The sequence below is a fragment of the Streptomyces sp. 351MFTsu5.1 genome (assembly GCF_000383655.1).
GTDB lineage: Bacteria > Actinomycetota > Actinomycetes > Streptomycetales > Streptomycetaceae > Streptomyces > Streptomyces griseorubiginosus.
This window is the reverse complement of record NZ_KB911775.1, coordinates 281442-302023: the sequence shown is the minus strand read 5'-3', so window position 1 is coordinate 302023 and position 20582 is coordinate 281442. Positions and strand designations below refer to the sequence as shown.

Annotated in this window: 16 protein-coding genes and 5 pseudogenes; 9 read left to right on the top strand and 12 right to left on the bottom strand. The window is 68.5% G+C overall.

The genetic code is table 11. From position 1 onward, the window contains the following. The first annotated feature begins 4 nt into the window (after nt 1–4). The 3 genes from H295_RS0101350 (at nt 5) to H295_RS48685 (ending at nt 2339) form a co-directional block, all read left to right on the top strand. Complete coding sequence (locus tag H295_RS0101350) at nt 5–1153, top strand: epoxide hydrolase family protein (RefSeq protein ID WP_043216930.1); 1149 nt, start codon at nt 5–7, stop codon at nt 1151–1153. Between the two features lie 275 nt (nt 1154–1428). Further along, entirely contained in the window at nt 1429–2028 is a 600-nt protein-coding gene (locus H295_RS0101345) for a TetR/AcrR family transcriptional regulator (protein ID WP_020133543.1), read from the top strand. Nucleotides 2029–2090: 62 nt separating this feature from the next. Further along, entirely contained in the window at nt 2091–2339 is a 249-nt protein-coding gene (locus H295_RS48685; RefSeq protein ID WP_106960734.1) for a hypothetical protein, read from the top strand. Here H295_RS48685 and H295_RS0101335 read toward each other — a convergent pair. The 6 genes and pseudogenes from H295_RS0101335 to H295_RS0101315 form a co-directional block, all read right to left on the bottom strand. After that, on the bottom strand, nt 2236–3612 hold the full coding sequence (locus tag H295_RS0101335; RefSeq protein WP_078616545.1) for an IS30 family transposase: 1377 nt from the start codon (nt 3610–3612) through the stop codon (nt 2236–2238). The genes H295_RS48685 and H295_RS0101335 overlap by 104 nt on opposite strands. 449 nt (nt 3613–4061) lie before the next feature. Beyond that, a protein-coding gene (locus tag H295_RS45140) for an IS5 family transposase (protein ID WP_420706181.1) occupies nt 4062–4924 on the bottom strand; the annotation gives its coding sequence in 2 pieces (ribosomal slippage) (nt 4062–4567 and nt 4567–4924; 864 coding nt in all). A gap of 23 nt (nt 4925–4947) precedes the next feature. Next, a pseudogene (locus H295_RS45135) lies at nt 4948–5836 on the bottom strand (IS110 family transposase); the annotation flags it as partial. Between the two features lie 116 nt (nt 5837–5952). Next, a pseudogene (locus tag H295_RS47730) lies at nt 5953–6186 on the bottom strand (catechol 2,3-dioxygenase); the annotation flags it as partial. A gap of 232 nt (nt 6187–6418) precedes the next feature. Next, nucleotides 6419–7388: pseudogene (locus tag H295_RS42550) on the bottom strand (alpha/beta hydrolase). A gap of 121 nt (nt 7389–7509) precedes the next feature. Next, the gene (locus tag H295_RS0101315) at nt 7510–8340 is read right to left on the bottom strand and encodes an SDR family oxidoreductase (RefSeq protein WP_020133538.1); all 831 of its coding nucleotides are present in this window, start codon (nt 8338–8340) and stop codon (nt 7510–7512) included. 70 nt (nt 8341–8410) lie between these two features. Here H295_RS0101315 and H295_RS0101310 point away from each other — a divergent pair, with 70 nt between their 5' ends. Both H295_RS0101310 and H295_RS48680 read left to right on the top strand, forming a co-directional pair. Next, nucleotides 8411–9022, top strand: coding sequence for a TetR/AcrR family transcriptional regulator (locus tag H295_RS0101310; protein ID WP_020133537.1), 612 nt, complete (start codon nt 8411–8413; stop codon nt 9020–9022). A 10-nt stretch (nt 9023–9032) separates the two neighbouring features. After that, nucleotides 9033–9557 (top strand): annotated as a pseudogene (locus tag H295_RS48680) (tyrosine-type recombinase/integrase); the annotation flags it as partial. Nucleotides 9558–9728: 171 nt separating this feature from the next. On the opposite strand, the gene H295_RS0101300 reads toward H295_RS48680, so the two are convergent. Further along, entirely contained in the window at nt 9729–11144 is a 1416-nt protein-coding gene (locus tag H295_RS0101300) for an alpha/beta hydrolase family protein (protein ID WP_020133535.1), read from the bottom strand. A gap of 147 nt (nt 11145–11291) precedes the next feature. Next, a pseudogene (locus H295_RS0101295) lies at nt 11292–11546 on the bottom strand (galactose oxidase early set domain-containing protein); the annotation flags it as partial. A gap of 687 nt (nt 11547–12233) precedes the next feature. Here H295_RS0101295 and H295_RS0101290 point away from each other — a divergent pair. Then, entirely contained in the window at nt 12234–13946 is a 1713-nt protein-coding gene (locus H295_RS0101290) for an LPXTG cell wall anchor domain-containing protein (protein ID WP_234021545.1), read from the top strand. Nucleotides 13947–14204: 258 nt separating this feature from the next. Here the strand turns inward: H295_RS0101290 and H295_RS0101285 are convergent, their stop codons facing one another. Next, the gene (locus tag H295_RS0101285; RefSeq protein WP_020133533.1) at nt 14205–14924 is read right to left on the bottom strand and encodes an IS6 family transposase; all 720 of its coding nucleotides are present in this window, start codon (nt 14922–14924) and stop codon (nt 14205–14207) included. 60 nt (nt 14925–14984) lie between these two features. Between H295_RS0101285 and H295_RS42545 the strand changes: the two genes are divergently transcribed. Beyond that, on the top strand, nt 14985–15470 hold the full coding sequence (locus H295_RS42545) for a hypothetical protein (protein WP_020133532.1): 486 nt from the start codon (nt 14985–14987) through the stop codon (nt 15468–15470). A gap of 72 nt (nt 15471–15542) precedes the next feature. Here the strand turns inward: H295_RS42545 and H295_RS0101275 are convergent, their stop codons facing one another. Continuing rightward, a complete protein-coding gene (locus tag H295_RS0101275) occupies nt 15543–15941 on the bottom strand; it encodes a hypothetical protein (protein ID WP_020133531.1) in 399 nt (132 codons plus the stop codon). Continuing rightward, the gene (locus H295_RS0101270; RefSeq protein WP_028808936.1) at nt 15938–16786 is read right to left on the bottom strand and encodes an IS5 family transposase; all 849 of its coding nucleotides are present in this window, start codon (nt 16784–16786) and stop codon (nt 15938–15940) included. The genes H295_RS0101275 and H295_RS0101270 overlap by 4 nt, the downstream gene beginning before the upstream one ends. Nucleotides 16787–17134: 348 nt before the next feature. Here H295_RS0101270 and H295_RS42540 point away from each other — a divergent pair, with 348 nt between their 5' ends. Next, the gene (locus tag H295_RS42540) at nt 17135–17410 is read left to right on the top strand and encodes a DUF4277 domain-containing protein (RefSeq protein WP_020133529.1); all 276 of its coding nucleotides are present in this window, start codon (nt 17135–17137) and stop codon (nt 17408–17410) included. A 925-nt stretch (nt 17411–18335) separates the two neighbouring features. On the opposite strand, the gene H295_RS0101255 is transcribed toward H295_RS42540, so the two are convergent. Then, nucleotides 18336–19148: a hypothetical protein gene (locus H295_RS0101255; RefSeq protein WP_020133528.1), complete on the bottom strand. Its 813-nt coding sequence runs from the start codon at nt 19146–19148 to the stop codon at nt 18336–18338. 342 nt (nt 19149–19490) lie between these two features. Here H295_RS0101255 and rsgA point away from each other — a divergent pair, with 342 nt between their 5' ends. After that, a complete protein-coding gene (rsgA, locus tag H295_RS0101250; protein WP_020133527.1) occupies nt 19491–20582 on the top strand; it encodes a ribosome small subunit-dependent GTPase A in 1092 nt (363 codons plus the stop codon).

The following is a 20582-nucleotide window of genomic DNA, read 5'->3' as shown; positions in this document are numbered from 1 at the left end:
CGACATGCGCCCCTTCACCATCGACGTTCCGCAGGCGGACCTCGACGACCTGCGTCAACGACTGCTCCAGAGCCGGCTGTTCGACTCGGACCTGCCGCCGGCCGCCGGTGTTCCCACCGGGTATCTGCGCGAGCTGGTGAGCTACTGGGCCGAGAAGTTCGACTGGCGAGCCGCCGAACGCCAGCTGAACGAACTTCCCCAGTTCCAGGCCGATGTCACCACCGACCACGGCGACTTCAGCCTCCACTTCGTGCACGCCCGCGGCAAGGGACCCCACCCCATGCCCCTGCTCTTCACCCACGGCTGGCCCGGATCGTTCTGGGAGGTCCACAAGATCCTCGGACCGCTCACCGATCCCGCGGCGCACGGAGGCGACCCCGCCGACGCCTTCGACGTGGTCGCGCCCAGCCTGCCCGGCTACGGCTTCTCTCCGCACCCCGGCAGGCCCGGCGTGGACCCCGGAGCCATCGCCGACGCGTTCCACGCCCTCATGACCCGGACCCTGGACTACCCGCGCTACGTCGCCCAGGGCGGCGACTGGGGCTCCCTCGTCACCACCGCCCTGGCCCGTGACCACGGCGGCAGCAATGAGCAGGGCGTGGCGGCCATCCACCTCAACATGTTCGCCGGGCCCTACCTCCCCTCGGGTGAACCCTCGCCCGCCGAACAGAGCTACCTGGGCAAACAGCGGGCATGGCAGGCAGCCGAAGGCGGCTACGGGCACATCCAGGGCACCAAACCGTTGACGCTGGGGCACGCGCTGGCCGACTCCCCCGCCGGCCTGGCGGCCTGGATCGTGGAGAAGTTCCAGACATGGAGTGACTGCGACGGCGACGTGGAGCGCGTCTTCAGCAAGGACGACCTGCTCACCCACATCATGCTCTACTGGCTGGGCGGCACGATCAGCACCTCGTTCCGCCTCTACCACGAACTAGACCCCGGGCAACCACTCGGCAACGAGCCGATCGCCACTCCGACCGCCTTCGCCGCGTTCGCCCACGAGTTCTCCACAGCTCCGCGGGAGGTCGTGGCCCGCGCCTTCGATCTCGAGCGCTACACCGAGTTCGACAGCGGCGGACACTTCGCCGCTCTCGAGAAACCCGTGGAACTCGTCGAGGACATCCGGGCAGCGTTCCGCCCGCACCGCCGCTGACCGCACACGCGACGGACCGGCGCTTCCGCCCTGACTGTGGCGGGAGCGCCGGGTGGGCCAACACTCGCCCACAGGTTTTTGACATCATTGGACAGTAAGCGCTGCAGCGGCAAGAATATGGCGCCCAGGATGAGTGGCCAGTCGAGTGAGTGCCGTTGAAGGGACATGTCCAGGTGGGTGACGGAGAGATCCAGGCTCCCGACGGGACGGCGACGGGCGCTCGGCGGGGACCGGGCCGTCCGCCCCTGACCGAGCGGCGCAAGATTGCCGCACGCATGGAGATCGCGTACGAGGCGGTACGGCTGTTCACCAGCAAGGGCGTGGCGGCAACGTCCGCCGATGAGATCGCCGACGCCGTGGGCATCTCGACGCGCACCCTGCGGCGCTACTTCCCCACCAAGGAGAGCTGCGTCCAGCCGTTGCTGATCGTGGGCCTGGCCAGGGTCACGGCCGCGCTGGGGGCCCGGCAATCGGACCGGACGACCAACCGGATCGTGGACGTGATAACCGGGCGGGAGCCGGAGTCGGGTATGCCTGCGGTGGACATGGAAATGACTCTGGCCTTGATCCGCCTCACCCGCACCGAGCCGACCTTGCGCGCCATCTGGGTGCAGTTCCAGCACGACAACGAGCATGCCATCGCCGAGGTCCTCGCCGAGATTGCGGGAGCATCGGCAGAGGATCTCCTCGTCAAGATCAAGGCATCGATGATCATCGCCGCACTGCGCACCGGGGTGGAACACGTTGCCGAGCACTCACCCGACAACGCTCCGGAAACCTTCGACTCCGACGTGCTGTGGGAAGCCACACGAACGGCGCTGTCGACCGCAGCTGACGGAGTGGGAACCGGCCGACCTGTCAAGTCAATCCCCTGATTTCTTGAAGTGCTCTCCCGGCTTCAGCCGGGAGAGCACTTCGACTCGCCTGCCGGCTCGACCTGGCCACCCGCGAGGTCGTCGGCTACGCCATGGCCGACCACCATCGCGCCGAACTCGTCACCGACACCCTCGACATGGCCCACCGCCGGGCGCATCTGGAGCCCGGTCGTGTCATACACAGCGATCGCGGCAGCGAGGGCGGATTCAACCGGTCGTCGCAACACCGGCTTCTTGGACCGATAGTAGGTGCTCGTTCAAGGCTTCAGCAGGAGTCTTCCAACCGAGCGTTTTCCGGGGCCTGCTGTTGAGGGTGTGTGCCACGGCCTGGAGCTCCTCGGGTGACCACCTGGCCAGGTCAGTGCCCTTGGGAAAGTACTGGCGGAGCAGCCCGTTCGTGTTCTCGTTCGTCCCTCGCTGCCAGGGGCTGTGCGGGTCCGCGAAGTAGACCGCGACGCCTGTGTCGAGCCTGAACTGGGCGTGCTGGGACAGCTCCTTGCCACGGTCCCAGGTCAGCGACCGCCGGAGTTGCTCGGGAAGCGTGGTGATCACCGGCGTGAGTGCCTTGTTCATCGACTGCGCGCCATAGCCGGCCAGGGCAGGTCCGTTCTTGGTTCGCGGGATGGTGCCGTAGCCCTCCTCGCGAGGCAGGTGGACCAACATGGTGAACCGGGTGGTCCGCTCGACCAGCGTGCCGATCGCCGACCGCTGCAGCCCGATGATCAGGTCCCCCTCCCAGTGCCCGGGGACGGCACGGTCTTCGGCCTCGGCCGGACGCTCGCTGATCATCACCTCGGGCGAGACGTGGGCCCAGGCTTTGCGTCGGCTGCGGGCTCGCGGGACACGCAGGGCTCGCCCGGTGCGCAGGCATGCGACCAGCTCGCGTTTGAGCGCGCCGCGGCTCTCGACGTAGAGAGCCTGGTAGATCGCTTCGTGCGAGATTCGCATCGACTCGTCCTCGGGGAAGTCGACCTTCAGTCGGTGAGAGATCTGCTCCGGGCTCCAGGCCAGCATCCACTTGCGGTCCTGACGATGGGGTTTGTTGCGGCCCTTCCAACGCTCCGTCTCCGGTCCCTGCGCCAGGGTCCCGTCCGGGCGGCGGACCTGCCCGGACAACCTCTCCTGCACGTACTTGCGCAGCCGTTGATGCGTGACGAGCTTCGCTTCCTTCGGACGCAGCGCCAGCAGGTCCGCTTTCCACTGCGCGACCGAGGCCCGGTAGTCCAGCTTGCCCCCGCGGGTCGCCGCGTTGCGACGAAGCTCGCGGGAGATCGTCGAGGGAGCACGGCCCAACCGGCGCCCGATCTCACGGACTCCGGCTCCTTGTGCTCGCAGCAGGGCTATTTCTTCACGCTCATGAAACGACAGGTACCGCCCCGCGAGCGGAGCAAGATCAAACGACGGCATGCCCCCACGCTGCCGGAACCACCGGGTGCCGGCTGCCGAGGACACACCGACCACAGCAGCGGCCTCCTCGCTCAGGAGCCCCTTGGCGATCTCACGCCAGAACTCGCGCTCGATCTCCCGCCTCAACGACGGCGCCCCCGGCGACTTCATCGGCGACCTGCCTGTCAGCGCCTTCATCCACCCTGCCGGCCTGCCCATCACACCTCCGTATTTGGGGGTGTTGCGACGACCGGTTGAATCCGCCGAGTACACATCGGCGCAATACCGCGACCGGGTACGAACGTTGGGGCTGCGCCAGAGCTGCGGACGCACCGGATCATGCTTCGGCTGTGAGGATGCTCAGGTGCCGCTCCGGGCGGTGGCCTGCCCCGTGCTTCGACTGGCGTTGTTGCCTTGGCGTTGATCTGTCCGCCACTGCCTGGAGCGGCGCTCGCTGCTGCCGGGCAGGGGACGTGTCCCGATAGACATCTCGGGATCTGAAGAAGTTAAGCAGACACCGTTGATGAGGGCACGGGCGGGTTGAAGGCACGTTCTTCGTCGAAGGGAACTCGCTTTTGGAGGCAGTGGAACAGCTGTCCGAGCAGGCGGTTGAACAGGTGTCGCTGAGCTAGGCGGTTTCGTTTGGATCAGCGGGCGGACCAGAGGAAGATGCCTGCCACGTGGAGTCCAGCCAGGTAGATGGTTGCTGTCTTCTCGTAGCGGGTTGCGATGCCGCGCCACTGTTTCAGGCGGTTAATGCACCGCTCGACGGTGTTGCGCTGCTTGTATGTCTCGCGATCGAAGGTCGGCGGCCTGCCTCCCCGGCTGCCCCGTCTCAGCCGGTGGCCTCGCTGGTCCGCCGGGACCGGGATCACCGCTCGGATGCCGCGCTTGCGCAGGTGTTCTCGGATCGCGCGGGACGAATAGGCCTTGTCCGCAAGGATTACGTCCGGCCGGGTGCGGGGGCGTCCGCGCGGTCGGGGAATGCGCAGGCGGGCCATGACCTCGGTGAAGGCGGGCGCGTCCCCGGCCTGCCCGGCGGTGAGATGGAAGACCAGCGGCCGACAGCGGTCGTCGGCGGCAAGGTGAATCTTCGTGGTCAGTCCGCCGCGGGAGCGGCCGATGGCATGGTCGTCGGGTTCGCCGGCCGGGGCCCCTTTTTGCGGGCGCCGGCGGCATGCTGGTGGGCCCGCACGATCGTGGAGTCCACCGAGACGGCCCAGTTGAGGTCTTCCTCGGCGTCGGCCTGGGCCATCAGCGCGGTGAACACGCGCTCCCAAGTGCCGTCGACAGCCCACATTCGCAGCCGGTTGTAGACGCCCCGCCAGTTGCCGTACTTCTCGGGCAGGTGCACCCATTGCGTTCCCGTCTGGAACTTGAAGGCGATCGCGTCGATCACCTCCCGGTGATCACGCCAGCGACCACCCCGCTTGGGCGTCCGGTCCGGGAGCAACGGCTCGATCCGCGCCCACTGCGCATCACTCAATGGCACACCCGGACCAACGACCATCTGATCCAAACGAAACTGCCTAGTGCGTGCCAGTCGCCGACGTCGCGCCGGTGACGGTAGTGGGCCTGGGCGCCAGGGGATGAGCGCAGGGAGGAGAAAAGCCCACAGATAGCCGGCGTGATGGAGTCGGTTGTTCTTGACCATGCGGCGTCCCACGTAGTGTTTCTTGCCGGAGGCGCGGGTGATCGGTGCGGATCCGGCGTATGCCTTCAGTCTGCGGGCGTCGGAGAAGCGGTTGCGGTCGTCGCCGGTCTCGGCGAGAACACGTGCGGCGAGCTGGACCCCAAGGCCCGGGAAGCTCAGGAGCATCTCGGCATCGGGATGCTCGTGAAAGCTGGCGTCAACTGCTTCGGCAAGGTCATCGCTGGCCTGGCAGGCTGCCTCGAACTGCTTGAGCAGATCGAGAAGTTGCCTGCCGAAGGCGTTCTCGACAGCAGCGGGCTGGTGAGCGTACTCGGCCCGCAGGACCCCGCGCAGGCGGCCAGCCTCTTCCTCAACGCCACGGACACGACCAGCGCGCTTGAGGGCGGAGCGCAGCTGGCTCAGAGACAGCCGCGACCCTTCGGCCGGCGTTGGCGCCTTGGCCAGGATGATGCGGGCCTCCTCGCGGGCCAGCCCGCCCTGCTTGGCCAGGAAGGCATCCAGGGCGGCGGGGTAGTACTCGCGCAGCAGGGAGCGGATCTGGTTGCCGATCTGCTGGCGGTTCCAGACGGCGTCCTGCTGAGCTCGAGCCAGCACCGCGATGGCCTGGGCCTGGTCGGAGTCCGCTGGCAGCGGCCGGAGAACGGCCATGTCGGTTCGGAGAATGTTCGCCAACACAAGGGCGTCGCCCGGATCTGACTTCTTGCGGGACACGCCGTGGCGGTCACGGTAGTGGGAGGCGGCAAGCGGGTTGATCGCGGAGCAGGTGCGGCGGGCGTTCGGGGAGGAGACCTCGTAGCCAGACGCTGGGTAGCCGCAGGAGGGTCAACATTTCTATCAATGATCTTGGCGACGGTTGAGCCGCGTCCGGTCCGCAGCGTGTCCCCTCAGTCAACCGGTGGTGTGCCGTGCGTGTCGTGTGGAAGGACTCGATGGTCTTCAGACCCCACGCCTGGCCCTTGGCGCGTGCCGCCTGGGTCCAGGTGACGAGCGGCCAGTCGAGGGCGAGGACGAGCCAGGTGAGCGGGTTGCACTGCTCGACACGGTTGCCGCCCGTAGACGTACAGGAAGAACGTCTGCTGGATGGCGTGCTTGTGCGGCCCGGTCTCGATGAACACGCCCTGGGGACAGGATGAGGAGTTCACCGCGACGGTCCGTGACGCCGCCGCCCCGGGCAAGCGCGTGAGTACCGTTGCAGGCGTCGCCTCCAGTCGTGCCCGCAGCGAGCCGTTACGGATGGGGCGGGAGGTCCGACCGCCCCATCTGGACGCGGCACCGGGCGTCCGGGGCGGCGCGGTCAAGCGCCCGGCAAGCTCCCTCATCCGTTGATGACGCGGTGAGCTGCGCGGTTCCTCACTCCCCGAGAAGCCGGCCCAGCCAACGCAGTCGTGCCGCCTGGGTCGCCCGGGACACCTCGGCCTGCGGTGCCATCATGTCGTAGCCGTGGAAACCGCCGGGCCACACGTGGAGTTCGGCGACCCCGCCGGCCTGCCAGATCCGCGAGGCGTACGCGACGGTCTCATCGCGGAAGGTCTCGGCGGAGCCGATGTCCAGGAAGGCCGGAGGCAGCCCGGACAGGTCTTCGGCCTGGGCCGGAGCGGCCTGGGCGGGCACGTTCGGGCCGCCGCGCCGATCACCGAGCAGCGCGGTCCAGCCCATCTCGTTGGAGGCCTGATCCCATACGCCCAGGCCCGCCATCTGGTGGCTGGACACCGTGTCGTTGCGGTCGTCCAGCATCGGGCACATCAGCAGTTGCCCGATCGGCTGCGGACCCTTGCGGTCCCGGGTCAGCAGGGCCAGCGCCGCGGTCAGGCCGCCCCCCCGCGCTGGTTCCCGCGATGACGATCCGCTCAGCGTCGCCGCCGATCTCCTTCGCGTGCTCCGCCGTCCACACCAGACCGGCGTAGACGTCCTCGATCGCAGCCGGGTACGGGTTCTCGGGCGCCAGTCGGTACTCCACGGACACCACCACCGCGTCCAGCTCCCGCGCCCAGCCGAGCACCGTGTCGACCCCGGTCCGGTTGTCGCCGATGACCATTCCGCCGCCGTGAACGTGGTAGAAGACCGGGCGGGTACCGGCGGACGCGGCCGGGCGGGCGATCAGCAGCGAGATGTCGGGCGCGCCCTCGGGGCCCGGCACGATCCGGTCCTCCACCTCGAAGAACCCGTCCTGGTCCAGTGCCTCCGGACCTGGCCTGGCCGCCGCCATGCTCTGGCGTGCCACGGCCACCATGTCGATCGTGAAGGTGGAAGGAAGCGTCTCGGCGACAACCTCCAGAACGGCGGCGAGTTCGGGGTCGAACGGGGGCGGAACCAGGCTCATGGTTTCTCCTCATGCATACGGTTACGGGCACTTGCGGGCCGGCCGGCAGTTGGTGGCCGTTCGGGGAGGCGGCGGACGAGGGCTGGGGTGCGGGAGTGCCGCTGTGCCCCGGTATTCCGAGTCAGGCGACCGGAGTGAGACGGCCGGCGCGGATGGCAGCGACGACGCCGCCGTCCACGAGCAGGTCGTTGCCGGTGATGAAGGTGGCGCCGGGGCCGAGCAGGAAGGCGGCGGCCTCGGCGATGTCCTCGGGTGTGCCCAGTCGGCCGGTTCCCGACGCGGAGATCATGGCGCGCATGATCTGGCCGCTGTCCCCGTCGAGTTCCTGCTGTCCCATGGGGGTGGCGATCACGCCGGGACTGATGGAGTTGATCCGGGCTCCCCGCTCGCCCCAGGAGGCGCTGGCGGCCTGGACGCGGAGCCGGTTGCCGTACTTGGCCAGCGGATAGGCGGCCTGTCCCGCGACCTCCGGGGAGGTGAAGGGCAGGTCCAGCAGATCGTCGGTGGGAGTGTGGGCGAGGGCCTGTTCCTGCTCCGCGCTCAGGGGGACGGGCAGCATATGTCCGGCCATGCTGGAGATCACCAGGCCTGCTCCGCCGGGCGCGATGACCCGCCCGAACTCCTCCAGGACCAGCGCCGTACCGAGCAGATCCACCTTCAGGATGGCGGCGGCGGGGGCCTGAACGGGAGAGAGGCCCGCGGTGTGCGCGACTTGGACCACGGGGCCGAGCTGTGCCGCCGCGTCCGCGAGAGCGGCGACCGAAGAGCGTGAGGAGACGTCCACCGTCTGCGTGACGATGTCGTGTCCCTGCCCGCGCAGGAGATCCGCGACGGAAGCGAGAGTCTCCCCGTTGAAGTCGGCGAGCAGTAGCTTGTTGCCGCTGCCCTGGCGCCGGGCGATGGCCTGTCCCATGCCGCCCACACCGATGACGACAACAACGTTTGCACCCATGGACACTTCCTACATAGCGTTACGATACGTTTCGTAATTATGGAGTGTACCTCTCGTAGGATGGGCGGCTATGAATGAGGTGCGGCGGCCTGGGCGGCCCCGGGACGCGGCCAGGGACGAGGCCATCCTCGACGCGGCGCGGGAGGTACTCCTGCGCGACGGCTATGCCGGTCTGTCGATGGAGAAGGTCGCCGCCGCGGCCGGCGTCGGCAAACCCACGCTCTACCGCCGCTGGTCCTCGAAAGCGGCCCTCGTCGGCGATGCCGTCCTGCACAGCTTTCTCACTGCCGCGCCCGGCATCCGGCTGCCCGGCCGGCCAAGCACCGACGGCTCCGCCCAGCAACTCACCGCCTGGTTCCGTGCCTACGCCACATCGGTCGGCGACCCGCGCCATGCGGCCATGATCCTGGCGTTGACCGCTGCCGCCGCCGAGAGCCCGCACGACGCCGAAAGCCTCTATCGGGACCACACCCGTGCGCAGCACGAGGCCGTCGTGAGCTGCCTGCGCGCGGGAGTGACGAGCGGCGAATTCCGCGCCGACGTCGACGTGGAAGCGGTTGCTGACGCTCTCATCGGCTCCGTCCTCTACCAGCTCCTCACCCGCACAAGCAGCGCCTCACCCCACCGAACCGAAGACCTGCTCGTTGTTCTGCTGGCCGGACTGCGCACCCCTGATCACTGACTGCGGAGTCATGTCGTCACGGTGGGGCAGGACGAACCCTGGTGCCGGATTCGGGGAAGCCACCTTCCCATCCCTCCGAAGAGTGCCGCACAGGCCCTACGTCCGCCGGGGTCAGCTGAGTCGTGGCGGCCGCAGGCCACGTCGCGGTCTTGTACGCCGCGTCGAGCAGGCGCCCTGGATTCCCAACGAGGACGTCTGGCAGAGGATCCTGGCCGCGGCGGCCGAGGAGCCGTTGCGCAATCAGCTGATGGGCACCCTCGCCTACGACGGTGCCCTTCGCCGCGAAGAGCTTGTCCAACTCGACGTGGAGGACTTCGAGCCCGCCTACCGGCTGATCCATCTGCGGGCGGAAACCACTAAGTCGCAGCGGGCCCGCGAGGTGGCCTTCGGCACTACGTCGTCCCAGCTGTTCGTGGCCTACCTCGCCGAACGCCGCGGCCTGTTCGGCCGGATCGACGGGGCAACTGTTCCGGTCCGTCTCGAACCGCAACTTCGGCCGCCCGCTGGGCCCGTCGAGCGCATTGCCTTGCGGGCCGGAGCCAGCAGGCTTTCCACTCATACGTTGTCGTCGTCCTCCAGCACGTGGTTGCCGAAGAAGGTGAGCATGAGCGACTGCGGACCGTCCGGGCTGTCAAGGATGGCGTCGTTTCCCACGGTGGTAAGCGTACGGCCGCCCGACGGAGCGGCGGCGGGCGGCCGTACGGTGTCACTGGCCGTCGGCGGGGTGGGCAAGGTCGTAGGGCCGCAGGTACGGGGTGGGCCGGTAGGTGACGTAGCGGGTGGGGCTCGTGGGATCGGCCTTCGTGGCGCGGGCGTTGAGAGACCTGGCGTCGGTGCCGTGCCACTTGCCCGTGGTGAGGCGGTCCTCCAGGGTGTGCAGGGCGGCGAGCTGTTCGGCGGCGCTGAAGGTGCAGTGCCCGGCGTTGTCCGTGTACGCCTGACCCAGCAGGGGCGCCGATCCGGCGGCGGTGACGGCCCGCTGCAGGGCGCTCTGGGCCTGGGCGGGGATGAGGGCGTCCCCGGTGGTGTGGACGGAGAACTGCGGTTTGGTCAGCTTGCCGGTGAAGGAACTGGTACTGCTCATCCACTCGACGGCGTCCGGGTCGGCGCTGATGCGCGGAGCGCGGTTCAGGGTGGCGAGGTCGGTGCGCAGGGAGAGGCCGGCCTTCTTGTACAGCTCGGTGACCTCTTTGCGGACGGAGGACTGGCCGAGGAGCTTCGCGTAGTCGACGCCGGTGTTCCAGGACATGTTGCCGCCCGCCCGGACCTCGGCCTCCTGGCGCCGGTTGAAGGCTGCGATCCTCAGCAGGCCCTTGACGGCCTCGTACTGGTTGGCCTGCTGTGCGTCCCAGTCGGTCTCGGCGGGACGGGTCTGCGTCGGCTGGTTCCAGACCGGGATGTTGTGCACGGCCGCGGCCAGGGCGATCCGGGCCCGCCCGGCGGCCGTCGACTGTGCCGAGTCCACCTCGGCCACTAAGGCGTTCGCCGCGCCGGTGGCCGCCGCCTGGTCGGCCAGTCCGGTCAGGGGGATGTCGGCGTCGGGGGCGAGCAGGGTCTTGAGGGCGAAGACCGGGTCGAGGGTGTTGTTCCAGTTGGCGACACCGCCCTGGACGAGGCCGCACAGGGCCACGGAGCCGTCGATCCGGTCCGGGTGGCGCTCGGCGATGGCGGTGGTGACGAGTCCGCCGTACGACCTGCCCCAGGCGATGGTGCGAGTGGCCGCGCCGAAGCGGTCGGTGAAGGCGGAGAGCGTGGCGAGCTGATCGGGGACGGCGTCCGTCACCGCCCAGCCCGTGGTGGCGTACGAGGAGCCGATGAGGGCGTAGCCCTGCTCGATCAGGAGGGCTTTCGTGGCGGCGTCCGGGCCGTTCTGGGCGGGGTTGGCCGGGCCGGCGTTGTAACCATGGCTGAAGAGCAGCACGGTGCCGTTCCACGCTGCGGGCACGTCCATCATGTACGCCGCGCCCGACGGGAGTTGGCCCTCGATGTGCCTCGTGGTCTCGGTGGCCTGGGCGCTCCAGGCGGGCAGCGCGCCGACGGCGAGCAGGAGGACCGTCGTACCGGCGGTGCGACGGGCGATGCGGGTACGGGCGTGGCGGCGGGGGCGGGTGCTGGTTGTCATGCCCGCGAACTTAGGCTCCTCCGTGACCACCGTCAAGAAAGTGCAAAACATTCCGTCCTGTGGGCTCCCGCACACGCGCGACGGCGCCCCTCGTTCGAGGGGCGCCGTCCGGTTCGTACCAATCGCTTTCGTACAACTCCCGGAAGATCAGGGCACCTTGACCCACTGAGCCTTTCTCGGGGTGCCCTGGTCGTCCGTCGCGAAGAGCATGTACCAGCCCGATCCGACCAGGTTCCGGTTCTTCGGGACCGTCACCGTGATGCTGTCCTTGGTCTTCTTCAGATCCAGGGCGATGGAGCGCTGGTCGACGTCCGTGACGTGGGTCGAGGCGCTCGGGCGGATCAGAGGGGCGGATTTGATCGTGGACGTGTGCTGGGACGTGAAGGTCCCGGATGCGCCACGCATCGATGACGAGTCCGGACGCGCCAGATGGTGCCCCCAGTACCACCCAAGGATCTCTGCCTCATCGGCCGCTACGAAGGCAAGTGCGATGGGCGTTTCAGCAAACGCCCGAACCACATCGGCCTCCTCGACTCCACAGAAATGGCGGACCGCCCGCTCAAGCAGTGACAGGTCGTCTCGCGAAATCTGTGTGATCACGGCCTCATACTGCCTCGCTCGCCCAGACGACGGGAGCGGCCGACAACCGGTCGTCGCCGCACCTGACACACCCCGCGCCTTCCCCGCCACGCAGCCACCCAGAAAGGTCACATCCCTGTCTCGATCCTCAGTAACTTGTCCTGTGCTTCCTGTGCGGCTTCAGCTGCTCGGCCACTGCGGGGCGGTGAGCGGCCGGAAGCATGTGATGGTTCGCGCCGTGGAGGTGGACAGGGAGCCCGGGCGTGTCACCGGGGCACCGGGTCACGGGGTCCGGTGAGACGGTGCGACCGCGTCTCGGTGAAAAAACGATTGAGGCGGCAACCTTTCCGCTCCGAGTGGCCACTTAGGGGTGTACCGACGAGGGCGAGCCGTGGTCAGCGGCGCTACGCCTTCTGTGTCAACGCCCGATCGGAGCATTACGTGTCATCAGAAGACCCGAGATCCGCTGAGCAGCCGATGCCTCGGGGTCGCACGCCCCGCCGTAGCCGGATGCGCCTCCGCTTGGTCGCGGGGGCGGTGGCGGTGCTCGCGGCCTCGGCCGGTGTCGGCGCCCTGGCGCCCAGCGCGGGCGCCGCGGCGACCGTCGGCATCAAGGTGGACGCCGGTACCTCCTTGGGCACGGTGCCCAGTAGTGGTGTCGGCCTCAACACGGGCGTCGGCGACGACCGCATGGGGACCGCCAAGGTGACCTCGCTGATGAGGGCCGCGGGAGTTCGGCAGCTGCGCTATCCCGGCGGCTCCGGCTCGGACGACTTCCACTGGAAGACCCACACCATGGGCAACGGCGGCTGGATCGTACCCAACACCGACTTCGACAGCTTCATGGCCACCGCGAAGAAGGTCGGCGCCCAGCCGATCCTGACCGCGAACTACGGTTCCGGCACCCCCCAGGAGGCCGCCGACTGGGTCAAGTACGCCAACGTCGACAAGGGTTACGGCGTGAAGTACTGGGAGATCGGCAACGAGGTCTACGGCAACGGGCACTACGCCAACGGCAAGGGCTGGGAAACCGACAACCACGCCGACAAAAGCCCGAAGGAGTACGGGAAGAACCTGGTCGCCTACGCGAAGGCGATGAAGGCCGTGGACCCGAAGGTGAAGATCGGAGCGGTGCTCACCACCCCCGGCGGCTGGCCGGACAAGGAGAAGGCTCCCGGTGACAGCGCCGACTGGAACAACACGGTGCTCTCCATCGCGGGAAGCTCGATCGACTTCGTCATCGTCCACTGGTATCCGGGCGGCAAAACCGCGGCCGACCTGCTGAACACCCCCTCCAAGATCGCCGGTGTCACGTCCGAGCTGCGCTCGCTGATCGCCAAGTACACGGGCTCGCGCGCCGCTTCGGTGGAGATCGCGGTCACCGAGACCGACGCCGAATTCTCGCCCGTCAAGACCAGCCAGGCCGCAGCCCTGTTCGCGCCGGACACCTACATGACCTGGTTCGAGCAAGGCGCCACCCACGTGGACTGGTGGAACCTGCACAACGGCTCGGGTGACGCACCCACCACCGTCAACGGCGAGACCGACTACCAGGACGGGGGCATTCTCTCCGCCGGAACCTGCGCCGGGGGGAAGTGCCAACCGCCGCGCGACACGCCCTTCCCCACCTACTGGGGCATCCGCTCGCTGACCGCACTGGCGAAGCCTGGCGACACCATGGTCAAGTCGTCCTCGCGCAACTCGTCGGTCGCCGTCCACGCGGTGCGGAGCAGCAAGGGCGGTCTGAACGTCATGCTGATCAACAAGAGCCCGAAGAATGCGGCGCAGGTGTCGCTCTCGTACGCCGGGTACACCCCGGCCGCAGGGGCGGTCACGACCGTTTCGTATGCCAAGGGAGACACCTCCCTGACGACGGCGAAGCGGGGCACGGCGGGCGCACAGAAGCTGCCGCCGTACTCGATCACGACTCTTCGGCTGAAGCCCGCGCCGGGGACCGCGGGCGCCGACAAGCCGACGCCCGCCGCCACGCCGACCGCCGCCACGCTGGTTGACGCCGACCCCGACACGACCGGCACCCGTGCGCAGGGGGAGGTCGGCGCACCCGTCGGCCAGCCGACCCCGAGCAGCACGTCCGGCGACCTGGCTTCCACCGGGGCGAGCAACGCTGTCACGTACAGCGCCCTCGGTGGCCTGCTGGTCATCGCCGCCGGCGGCGTGCTGGTGCTTCGCGGACGTCGCCGCAGGGGTCTGCACGGCAAGTGAGACCGCGTGAGTGACTGACGGCCCGGCAGCAACGCCACCCACCCGTGGCGTCGCGCCGGGCCGTCGGCCTCCGCGCCGGCGCCGACGGTCAGGAAACAAACAAGGCCCAGGTCGTTGACCTCGACCGGGCCTGCCTCGGCACCGGTCCCGGCCCATGGGGCGGCCCGCGAGCCACCTTCTCGCGGTGCTGTCACATTATCGAATGGTTCTCTGACGGTGCGTCGGGGCGTGTGGCGGGGCCGGGTTTCGGTCCGGTGTTCAGGCCTCGGCGGGCTGGCCGGCAGCGCCGGTGGCCTGGTCCCAGATCGCGAAGCGGACGATCACCTCAGCTCGGCAGCTGGGAGCGGTCATCAGGTGGCGGCGGGGCCGGAAGTGCGGTGAGATGCCACTGAACGCGGCCAGGAACCACTGGGCACCACCGGTACTGCGGAAGCCCTTCATCGCGCGTTCACGCTGCCTTGTCGGCTGATGACTGCTCTCTGCTCGATTGTTCATGCCCTTGTGCGAGCGGTGCTCAACCGAGGGCATGACCTCGCGGTGGGCCGCGCCGCAGGAGCGCAGCTTGTCGGTGACGACCACCCTGGGCACCATATGGGTCTTTCTCAGCAGCCTGCGGAAGAAGCGCCGGGCCACAGAGGTGTCCCGCCAGTTCTGTACGAGGATGTCCAGGACGGTGCCATTGGTGTCCACGGCCCGCCACAGGTACTGCTGCTCTCCGTTGATCTTCATGAAGACCTTATCCAGGTGCCAATTGTCCCCGGGGTGGAGCTGCCGGCGGCGCAGCGAACCGGCGTAGGCCTGCCCGAACTTGGCGCACCAGCGGCGGACCGTCTCATGGGAGACGAGCACACCGCGCTCCAGCATCAGTTCCTCGACCTCGCGGAAGCTGAGCGGGAAGCGAAAGTACAGCCACCCACAGTGCGCGATGATCTCCACCGGGTACCGGTGCCCCTCGTACGACAGCGACGCGCTCCCCACGGACGACCCTTCCCAGACTGATCAACCAGAAGATCATCCCACCGGCCAGCCAACGTGACAGTGCCTCCCAGCGACTTCGTCGGCGACGTCGGGCTCGACGAGGTCTGCCCGCCAGGCATCGACGCCGCCCGCTACTTGAACTACCACGAGGATCCGGGAGGGCTCTCGCTCGCGCTGGGGAGGGACGCGATCGCCAGTGTTCAGCGGATCGCTGTTCCGCTCCCCGACACCTGGGATGGCGGCTGGGTGCGCGATGCCGTTGCGGTTCTCGAGGGAGTGAGCGGCACCGTCGTGCCGGTGACCGGCAAGCCGGCCCGCTTCATGCGGCTGTCTTCGGCGGGGGCCGTCCTGGGCCGAGAGCTCGGTGCGTCCCTGGCTGGCAGACTGCCGGTCAGCCTCCAAGGCCAGTTCGCGTCGGCCGCGGCGTTCGCGGAGGGAGAGGATCCTGAGCAGTGGGCGCGACGGACCAGCGGCCTGTTCGATCTGATCGACGATCCGACTCGCGTGCTGGCTGCGCTCGACCGGCAAGATCCCCGGGAGGTCTGAGTGGGCGGTTCGTAAGGTGATGTCCGTTTCTGGCTGAGGTTGGGGCAAGGTCGCTGGTGGAGGGTCGGTCGGCTATTGCTTCCTGGCGAAGTTGCCGGTGTCGGCCTCGGTGAGGATGCCGAGTTTGACCAGGCGCTTCAGCTTGGCACGGGTGCCTTCCACGTTCTTCGGCAGCAGTTGGTGGCCGAGGGCTTCGCAGACGCCCTTGGCTCGTAGCGGTCCGGTCGCGTGGTTGAAGGCGGCGAGGATGCGGGGGTAGTCCGGGTGCTCGGGCAGGTCCGGCGCGACGGCAGGGAGCCGGTCAGCGAGGCCGGTGACGGTCTTGCGGGTGATCGCGAGGTGCTCCAGGTGCGTCTCGGCCTCCCGCAACCGGGTCTGCAAGTCGTCGATCTGTGCGCGGAGGTCGTCGGCCAGGGCCCGGGCGGCGTCTTCCTGGAGGTCCAGGGCGTCGAGCAGGGGCTGGATATTCACGCTGCCGCCGCCTGCGGCTCGCGCCAGGTGAGGGCGTTCGTGCCGGTGAGGCGCCGGGTCATGACGTGGGTCATCGCCCAGTAGACGCGGGAAGCCGAGGAGGAGGGGCGGTACTCGTAGTCGCGGACCAGGCGCCGGTGCAGTATCAGGATCCCGTAGGTCTGCTCGACCCTCCACCGCTTCGGCTGCGGAACGAACCCCTTGACCTGCGGGTTTCGTTCGACGATCTCGACGTCGATGCCCAGGCCGGCGCCGTGCGCGACGACCTGGTTCTTGAAGCCCTGGTCGACGAGGGCTTTGCGGACGGTGCCGCCGGCGTGCTCGGCGACCTGGTCCAGCAGGACGATGCCCGCGGCGTTGTCGTGGGTGTTCGCGGCGAGGACGGTGACCGCGATGACCAGGCCGAGGACGTCCACGGCCAGTCCGCGCTTGCGGCCGGGCACCCGCTTGGCCGGATCGTGGCCGCTCGTGGAGGCGGGGACCCCGGCGGCCACGTGGACACTCTGGGTGTCCAGGACCACCAGGGTCGGGTCCTCTAATCGGCGGGCCCGCTCACGGACCTGGCAGCGCAGGAGTTCATGGATGACCTGGTCGGTCCCGTCGTCCCGCCAGGCGGCGAAATAGTAGTAGGTCGCGCTCTTCTGCGGCAGGTCGTGCGGGAGATAGGCCCACTGACAGCCGGTCCGCCCCTGGTAGAGGATCGAGTTGACGATCTCCCGCATGTCGTAGGCGCCCTGGTGGCCGCTGACCGAGCGATGTCGGTTCTTCCACGCGGTGATCACCGGCTCGATCAACGACCACTGCTCGTCCGATAAGTCACTCGGGTACGGCTTACGTTCACTCACCCGGTCACATCACCAGATCACCAACCGCGGACCGGCAGATTCCGCCCCGCCGCCACACCATCAGGCGACAGCAGACCCACTCAAAGACTCACGAACCGCCCACTGAGAGCGGCCTGTCCGCTCCTGAGGGGCAGGAAGCCCGGAGGTCGCTGTCGGTCTTGCAGGTTGGCGCCGCCCTGAGCCGGGAGAGCGGGAACAGGGGCTTTGGGGTTGGCTGCCGTCGCCGAGGAATCAGGTCGAGCTCTGCCGCCCTTGCCTGACCCGCAGTCGCCGCAGCCCAACCGCTTGGTTTGAGGACCGTCTCGTAGACCGCCCGGAGTATCGTCCGGGAGGACGGAACACCCTCGCGTGGAGGTCGTGATTGAGTCCGTGGTGACCAAGCGCCTGGGCGCTCTGCCTGTCGCTGCCGAGTTTCTGCGTCGGCTGGACGTCGCGGGGATCGTCGACGGGCTGCGGCCACCGGATTCGCGGGCGGACCTGACGCACGGCCAGGTCACCGAGGTACTGGTGGCGAACCGGCTGACCGCTCCCGCGCCGCTGTTCCGCGTCGGGGACTGGGCGTACTCGTGTGAGGCCGTCAAGGGTCTAGGTGGAGGCCGATGCGTGTCCCGGCTGGTGCATTGACGGGTCTCATCGGTGTCTTGCGGGGGACTTCGGGGATCAGCGGCGTTGTCGCGTCCGGCCGGTGGCACCGTGAGGTGTCTCTGGGCCCTCCTACGCGATCGACGGACCTACGAAGCCGTGCCGCCCACCGCTCTCGCGGCTTGACAGACAGCATTAGGAATCACTGGCTCAGCGAGAACCTTGAGCGCCGAATCGGCATCGAAGGGTACGCCTGGACGAGCGGGTCGTCTATGGCACACGGCGAGCATGCCGCCGACACGGCGTCGTGGGTTGAGCTGTCCCAAGATCTCGACACGGCTCCGGCGTGGTTGATCCAATTGTGGTCGAGCGGCGCTTGGGCGGGACCGCGTCTCTTCCTTGTAACGCTCGCCAACTACACAGGGAGGGTGAGCCTGGGCCGCGGGTATCAGCGATTCGAGGAGTTGTTCTGGAACGGGGGCGGCAAGAGCTCGCTGCAGCGCAAGAACGGCTGGACCTTGGCAAGTTGGGCACGGACCTCATCCGGAACGCCACAACCTGACATCAGAAGAATCCCCACCCATAACCAGACCAACGAATGAACTGGCCAGCAGCCATGGCAAGCACCGTTGCACTACTAGCTCTCGCTGGGCGTTCGAGCGAAGTGTCACGTACCGTTCTCCGGCGAGGTCGTGGCCGTTGTGTGCTCGTCCGTCCGTGTTCCTGCCAGGGCGTCGGCCGCAGGATCCGACTCAAAGATCACAATCAGGCGTCTCTATAAGCGCAGGTCAACGTCACTCTCATTTCCAATTACCCAAACTCGCACTACTACGACGACCGTCAAACTGATAGTGCGCAGGTCAGAGGCCTTGTCAACTCTCATTTTCAGGGGCGGCTCTCAGTCGCCGTCGTCGTCGTCCCGCCCGGTCGTCCGTCTCGTCGGTCGTAGCCCCGCCCGCCCGTGCCGTCACTCGATCTCGCTCGGGTCGCCGGACGGGGTCCGGCCCGCCTGCACGTCCTGGAGGCGAGCCGTTCCCAGCTTCACGGCGGTCTCCGTGCTGTCGTGGTCCGCGCCGCCGAGACCGCCGTTGGTGACGGTGATCGCGTCCGCGCCGACCCGCACGGCAGCGACGTCCAGGGTGAGAGTGGTGGGCGTACCGCCCGACGTGCCCTGGACGGTGACCTGCAACCCCTGCCGGGCGTCGCCCTCCTTGGGCAGCGAGGCCTCGACCACCTGGACCGTGCGCTTCCCGGCCGAGCTGTCCGTGGCCGTGAACTGGTCGCACTTGTCCGGCAGGCTCTTCAGCCAGGAGAAGGAGGAGTCCAGCGTCTTCTTGTCGTAGGCGGCGACCTGGTACAGCAGCCGGGACTCGCCCTCCTGGAAGCCCGTGAGCGCGCTCGCCCCCGACGGCTTGCCCAGGAGGTCGTCGCTGTAGAGCGAGTCCAGGAGCTTCTGGCAGTCGGCCGCGTCCGTCTTCGCGGTCAGGAAGCCGGCCACGTCGACCGTGCCGACGAGCAGACTGTCCCGCCAGTCGGCCGCGTTCTTGACCTGGTCCCAGTCGCCCTCCAGGTCCGCCTCCGTCACCAGCGCCGCCTTCGCCCCCGCCGCCGTGAGCGTGGACGGGGACTCCTGCGCGAGCGGCGAGGAGGAGATCCGCGTGGTGTCCGCGCTGCCCGCCCCACTGTCGTCACCGTCCGAACAGGCGGCTGTCGCCAACAGGGCACCGGCCGCCAGGGCCGAGGCGAACACACGGACGGGGCGGGTCGGACGCTGGGTCATCACGAGGTCTCCTGGACGTGGGCGAGGCCTTCCGGTGCCTTCCATGCCACAGCCGCCGCTCCCGTACGACCAGCGCACAGGGCTGTTCGAGTGAGTACGGAGGGGAGTGGGGGGCGAGGAGAAAAACCGGTGGCGCGCATCGAACCGTCCCCCTAAAGTGAGGACCGCTTCGCACGAAGGCCCCGGGCCGACGTGCCTGACGAACTGAGAACGAGAAGGAGGTGTCGACCGATGGCTGTCCTTGCGATGAGCACTGCCCGCATCCAGATCATCACGTCCACCTCCGTGGCCCTCGGCTGACTTCGAATCCCTTGTGCCGGGCCACCCTGTGAAGGGTCTCCCTTGACTTCCACCTCGGTTTTCACCGCTCTCGCTCCCTACGGCTGGGACGAGGCATGGGCGAAGGAGTTCGCCCCCTACGAGCCCGAAGGGCTCATCCCCGGCCGTGTGGTCCGGGTCGACCGCGGGCAGTGCGACATCGTCACCGCCGACGGGACACTGCGCGCCGACACCGCCTTCGTCACCCCGCACGACCCGATGCGGGTCCTGTGCACCGGCGACTGGGCCGTCGTCGAACCCGGGGGCAACCCCCGCTACGTACGGACGTATCTGCCGCGCCGTACCGCTTTCGTCCGCTCCACCTCCTCCAAGCGGTCCGAGGGGCAGATCCTCGCGGCCAACGTCGACCACGCCATCGTCGCCGTGTCGCTGGCCGTCGAACTCGACCTCGGCCGCATCGAACGCTTCCTCGCCCTCGCCTGGGAGTCCGGTGCCCAGCCCCTCGTCGTGCTCACCAAGGCGGACCTCGTGCCGGACCCGGTCACGCTCTCCCACCTCGTGCAGGACGTGGAGACCACGGCCCCGGGAGTGCCCGTGCTGACCGTCAGCGCCCTGGACGGCGACGGCCTCGACGTGCTCGTCGCGGCCGTCTCCGGCGGTACGACCGTGCTGCTCGGGCAGTCCGGCGCGGGGAAGTCCACGCTCGCGAACGCGCTCGTCGGCGAGGACGTGATGCAGGTGCACGCCACCCGGGACGTCGACGGGAAGGGCCGGCACACGACCACCACCCGCAACCTGCTCGCCCTGCCCGGCGGGGGCGTGCTGATCGACACCCCCGGCCTCAGGGGCGTCGGGCTGTGGGACGCCGAGACCGGTGTCGGACAGGTCTTCTCGGAGATCGAGGAGCTGGCCGAGCAATGCCGGTTCCACGACTGCGCGCACGAGGCCGAGCCGGGGTGCGCGGTGCTCGCCGCGCTCGACTCCGGGGAGCTGGCGGAACGGCGGCTGGAGAGCTACCGCAAGCTGATCCGGGAGAACCAGCGGATCGTGGCGAAGACCGACGCGCGGCTCCGATCGGAGATCCGGAAGGAGTGGAAGAAGCGGGGGGCGCAGGGGAAGGCGGCGATGGAGGCGAAGCGGGGTGGTTGGAGGTAG

Excerpts from the sequence above, each read along its gene's own strand:
- H295_RS0101350 (WP_043216930.1), top strand. The coding sequence starts at position 5 with ATGCGCCCCTTCACCATCGACGTTCCGCAGGCGGACCTCGACGACCTG.
- H295_RS0101345 (WP_020133543.1), top strand. The coding sequence starts at position 1,429 with ATGGAGATCGCGTACGAGGCGGTACGGCTGTTCACCAGCAAGGGCGTG.
- H295_RS0101335 (WP_078616545.1), bottom strand. The coding sequence starts at position 3,612 with ATGAAGGCGCTGACAGGCAGGTCGCCGATGAAGTCGCCGGGGGCGCCG.
- H295_RS0101315 (WP_020133538.1), bottom strand. The coding sequence starts at position 8,340 with ATGGGTGCAAACGTTGTTGTCGTCATCGGTGTGGGCGGCATGGGACAG.
- H295_RS0101310 (WP_020133537.1), top strand. The coding sequence starts at position 8,411 with ATGAATGAGGTGCGGCGGCCTGGGCGGCCCCGGGACGCGGCCAGGGAC.
- H295_RS0101300 (WP_020133535.1), bottom strand. The coding sequence starts at position 11,144 with ATGACAACCAGCACCCGCCCCCGCCGCCACGCCCGTACCCGCATCGCC.
- H295_RS0101290 (WP_234021545.1), top strand. The coding sequence starts at position 12,234 with ATGCGCCTCCGCTTGGTCGCGGGGGCGGTGGCGGTGCTCGCGGCCTCG.
- H295_RS0101255 (WP_020133528.1), bottom strand. The coding sequence starts at position 19,148 with ATGACCCAGCGTCCGACCCGCCCCGTCCGTGTGTTCGCCTCGGCCCTG.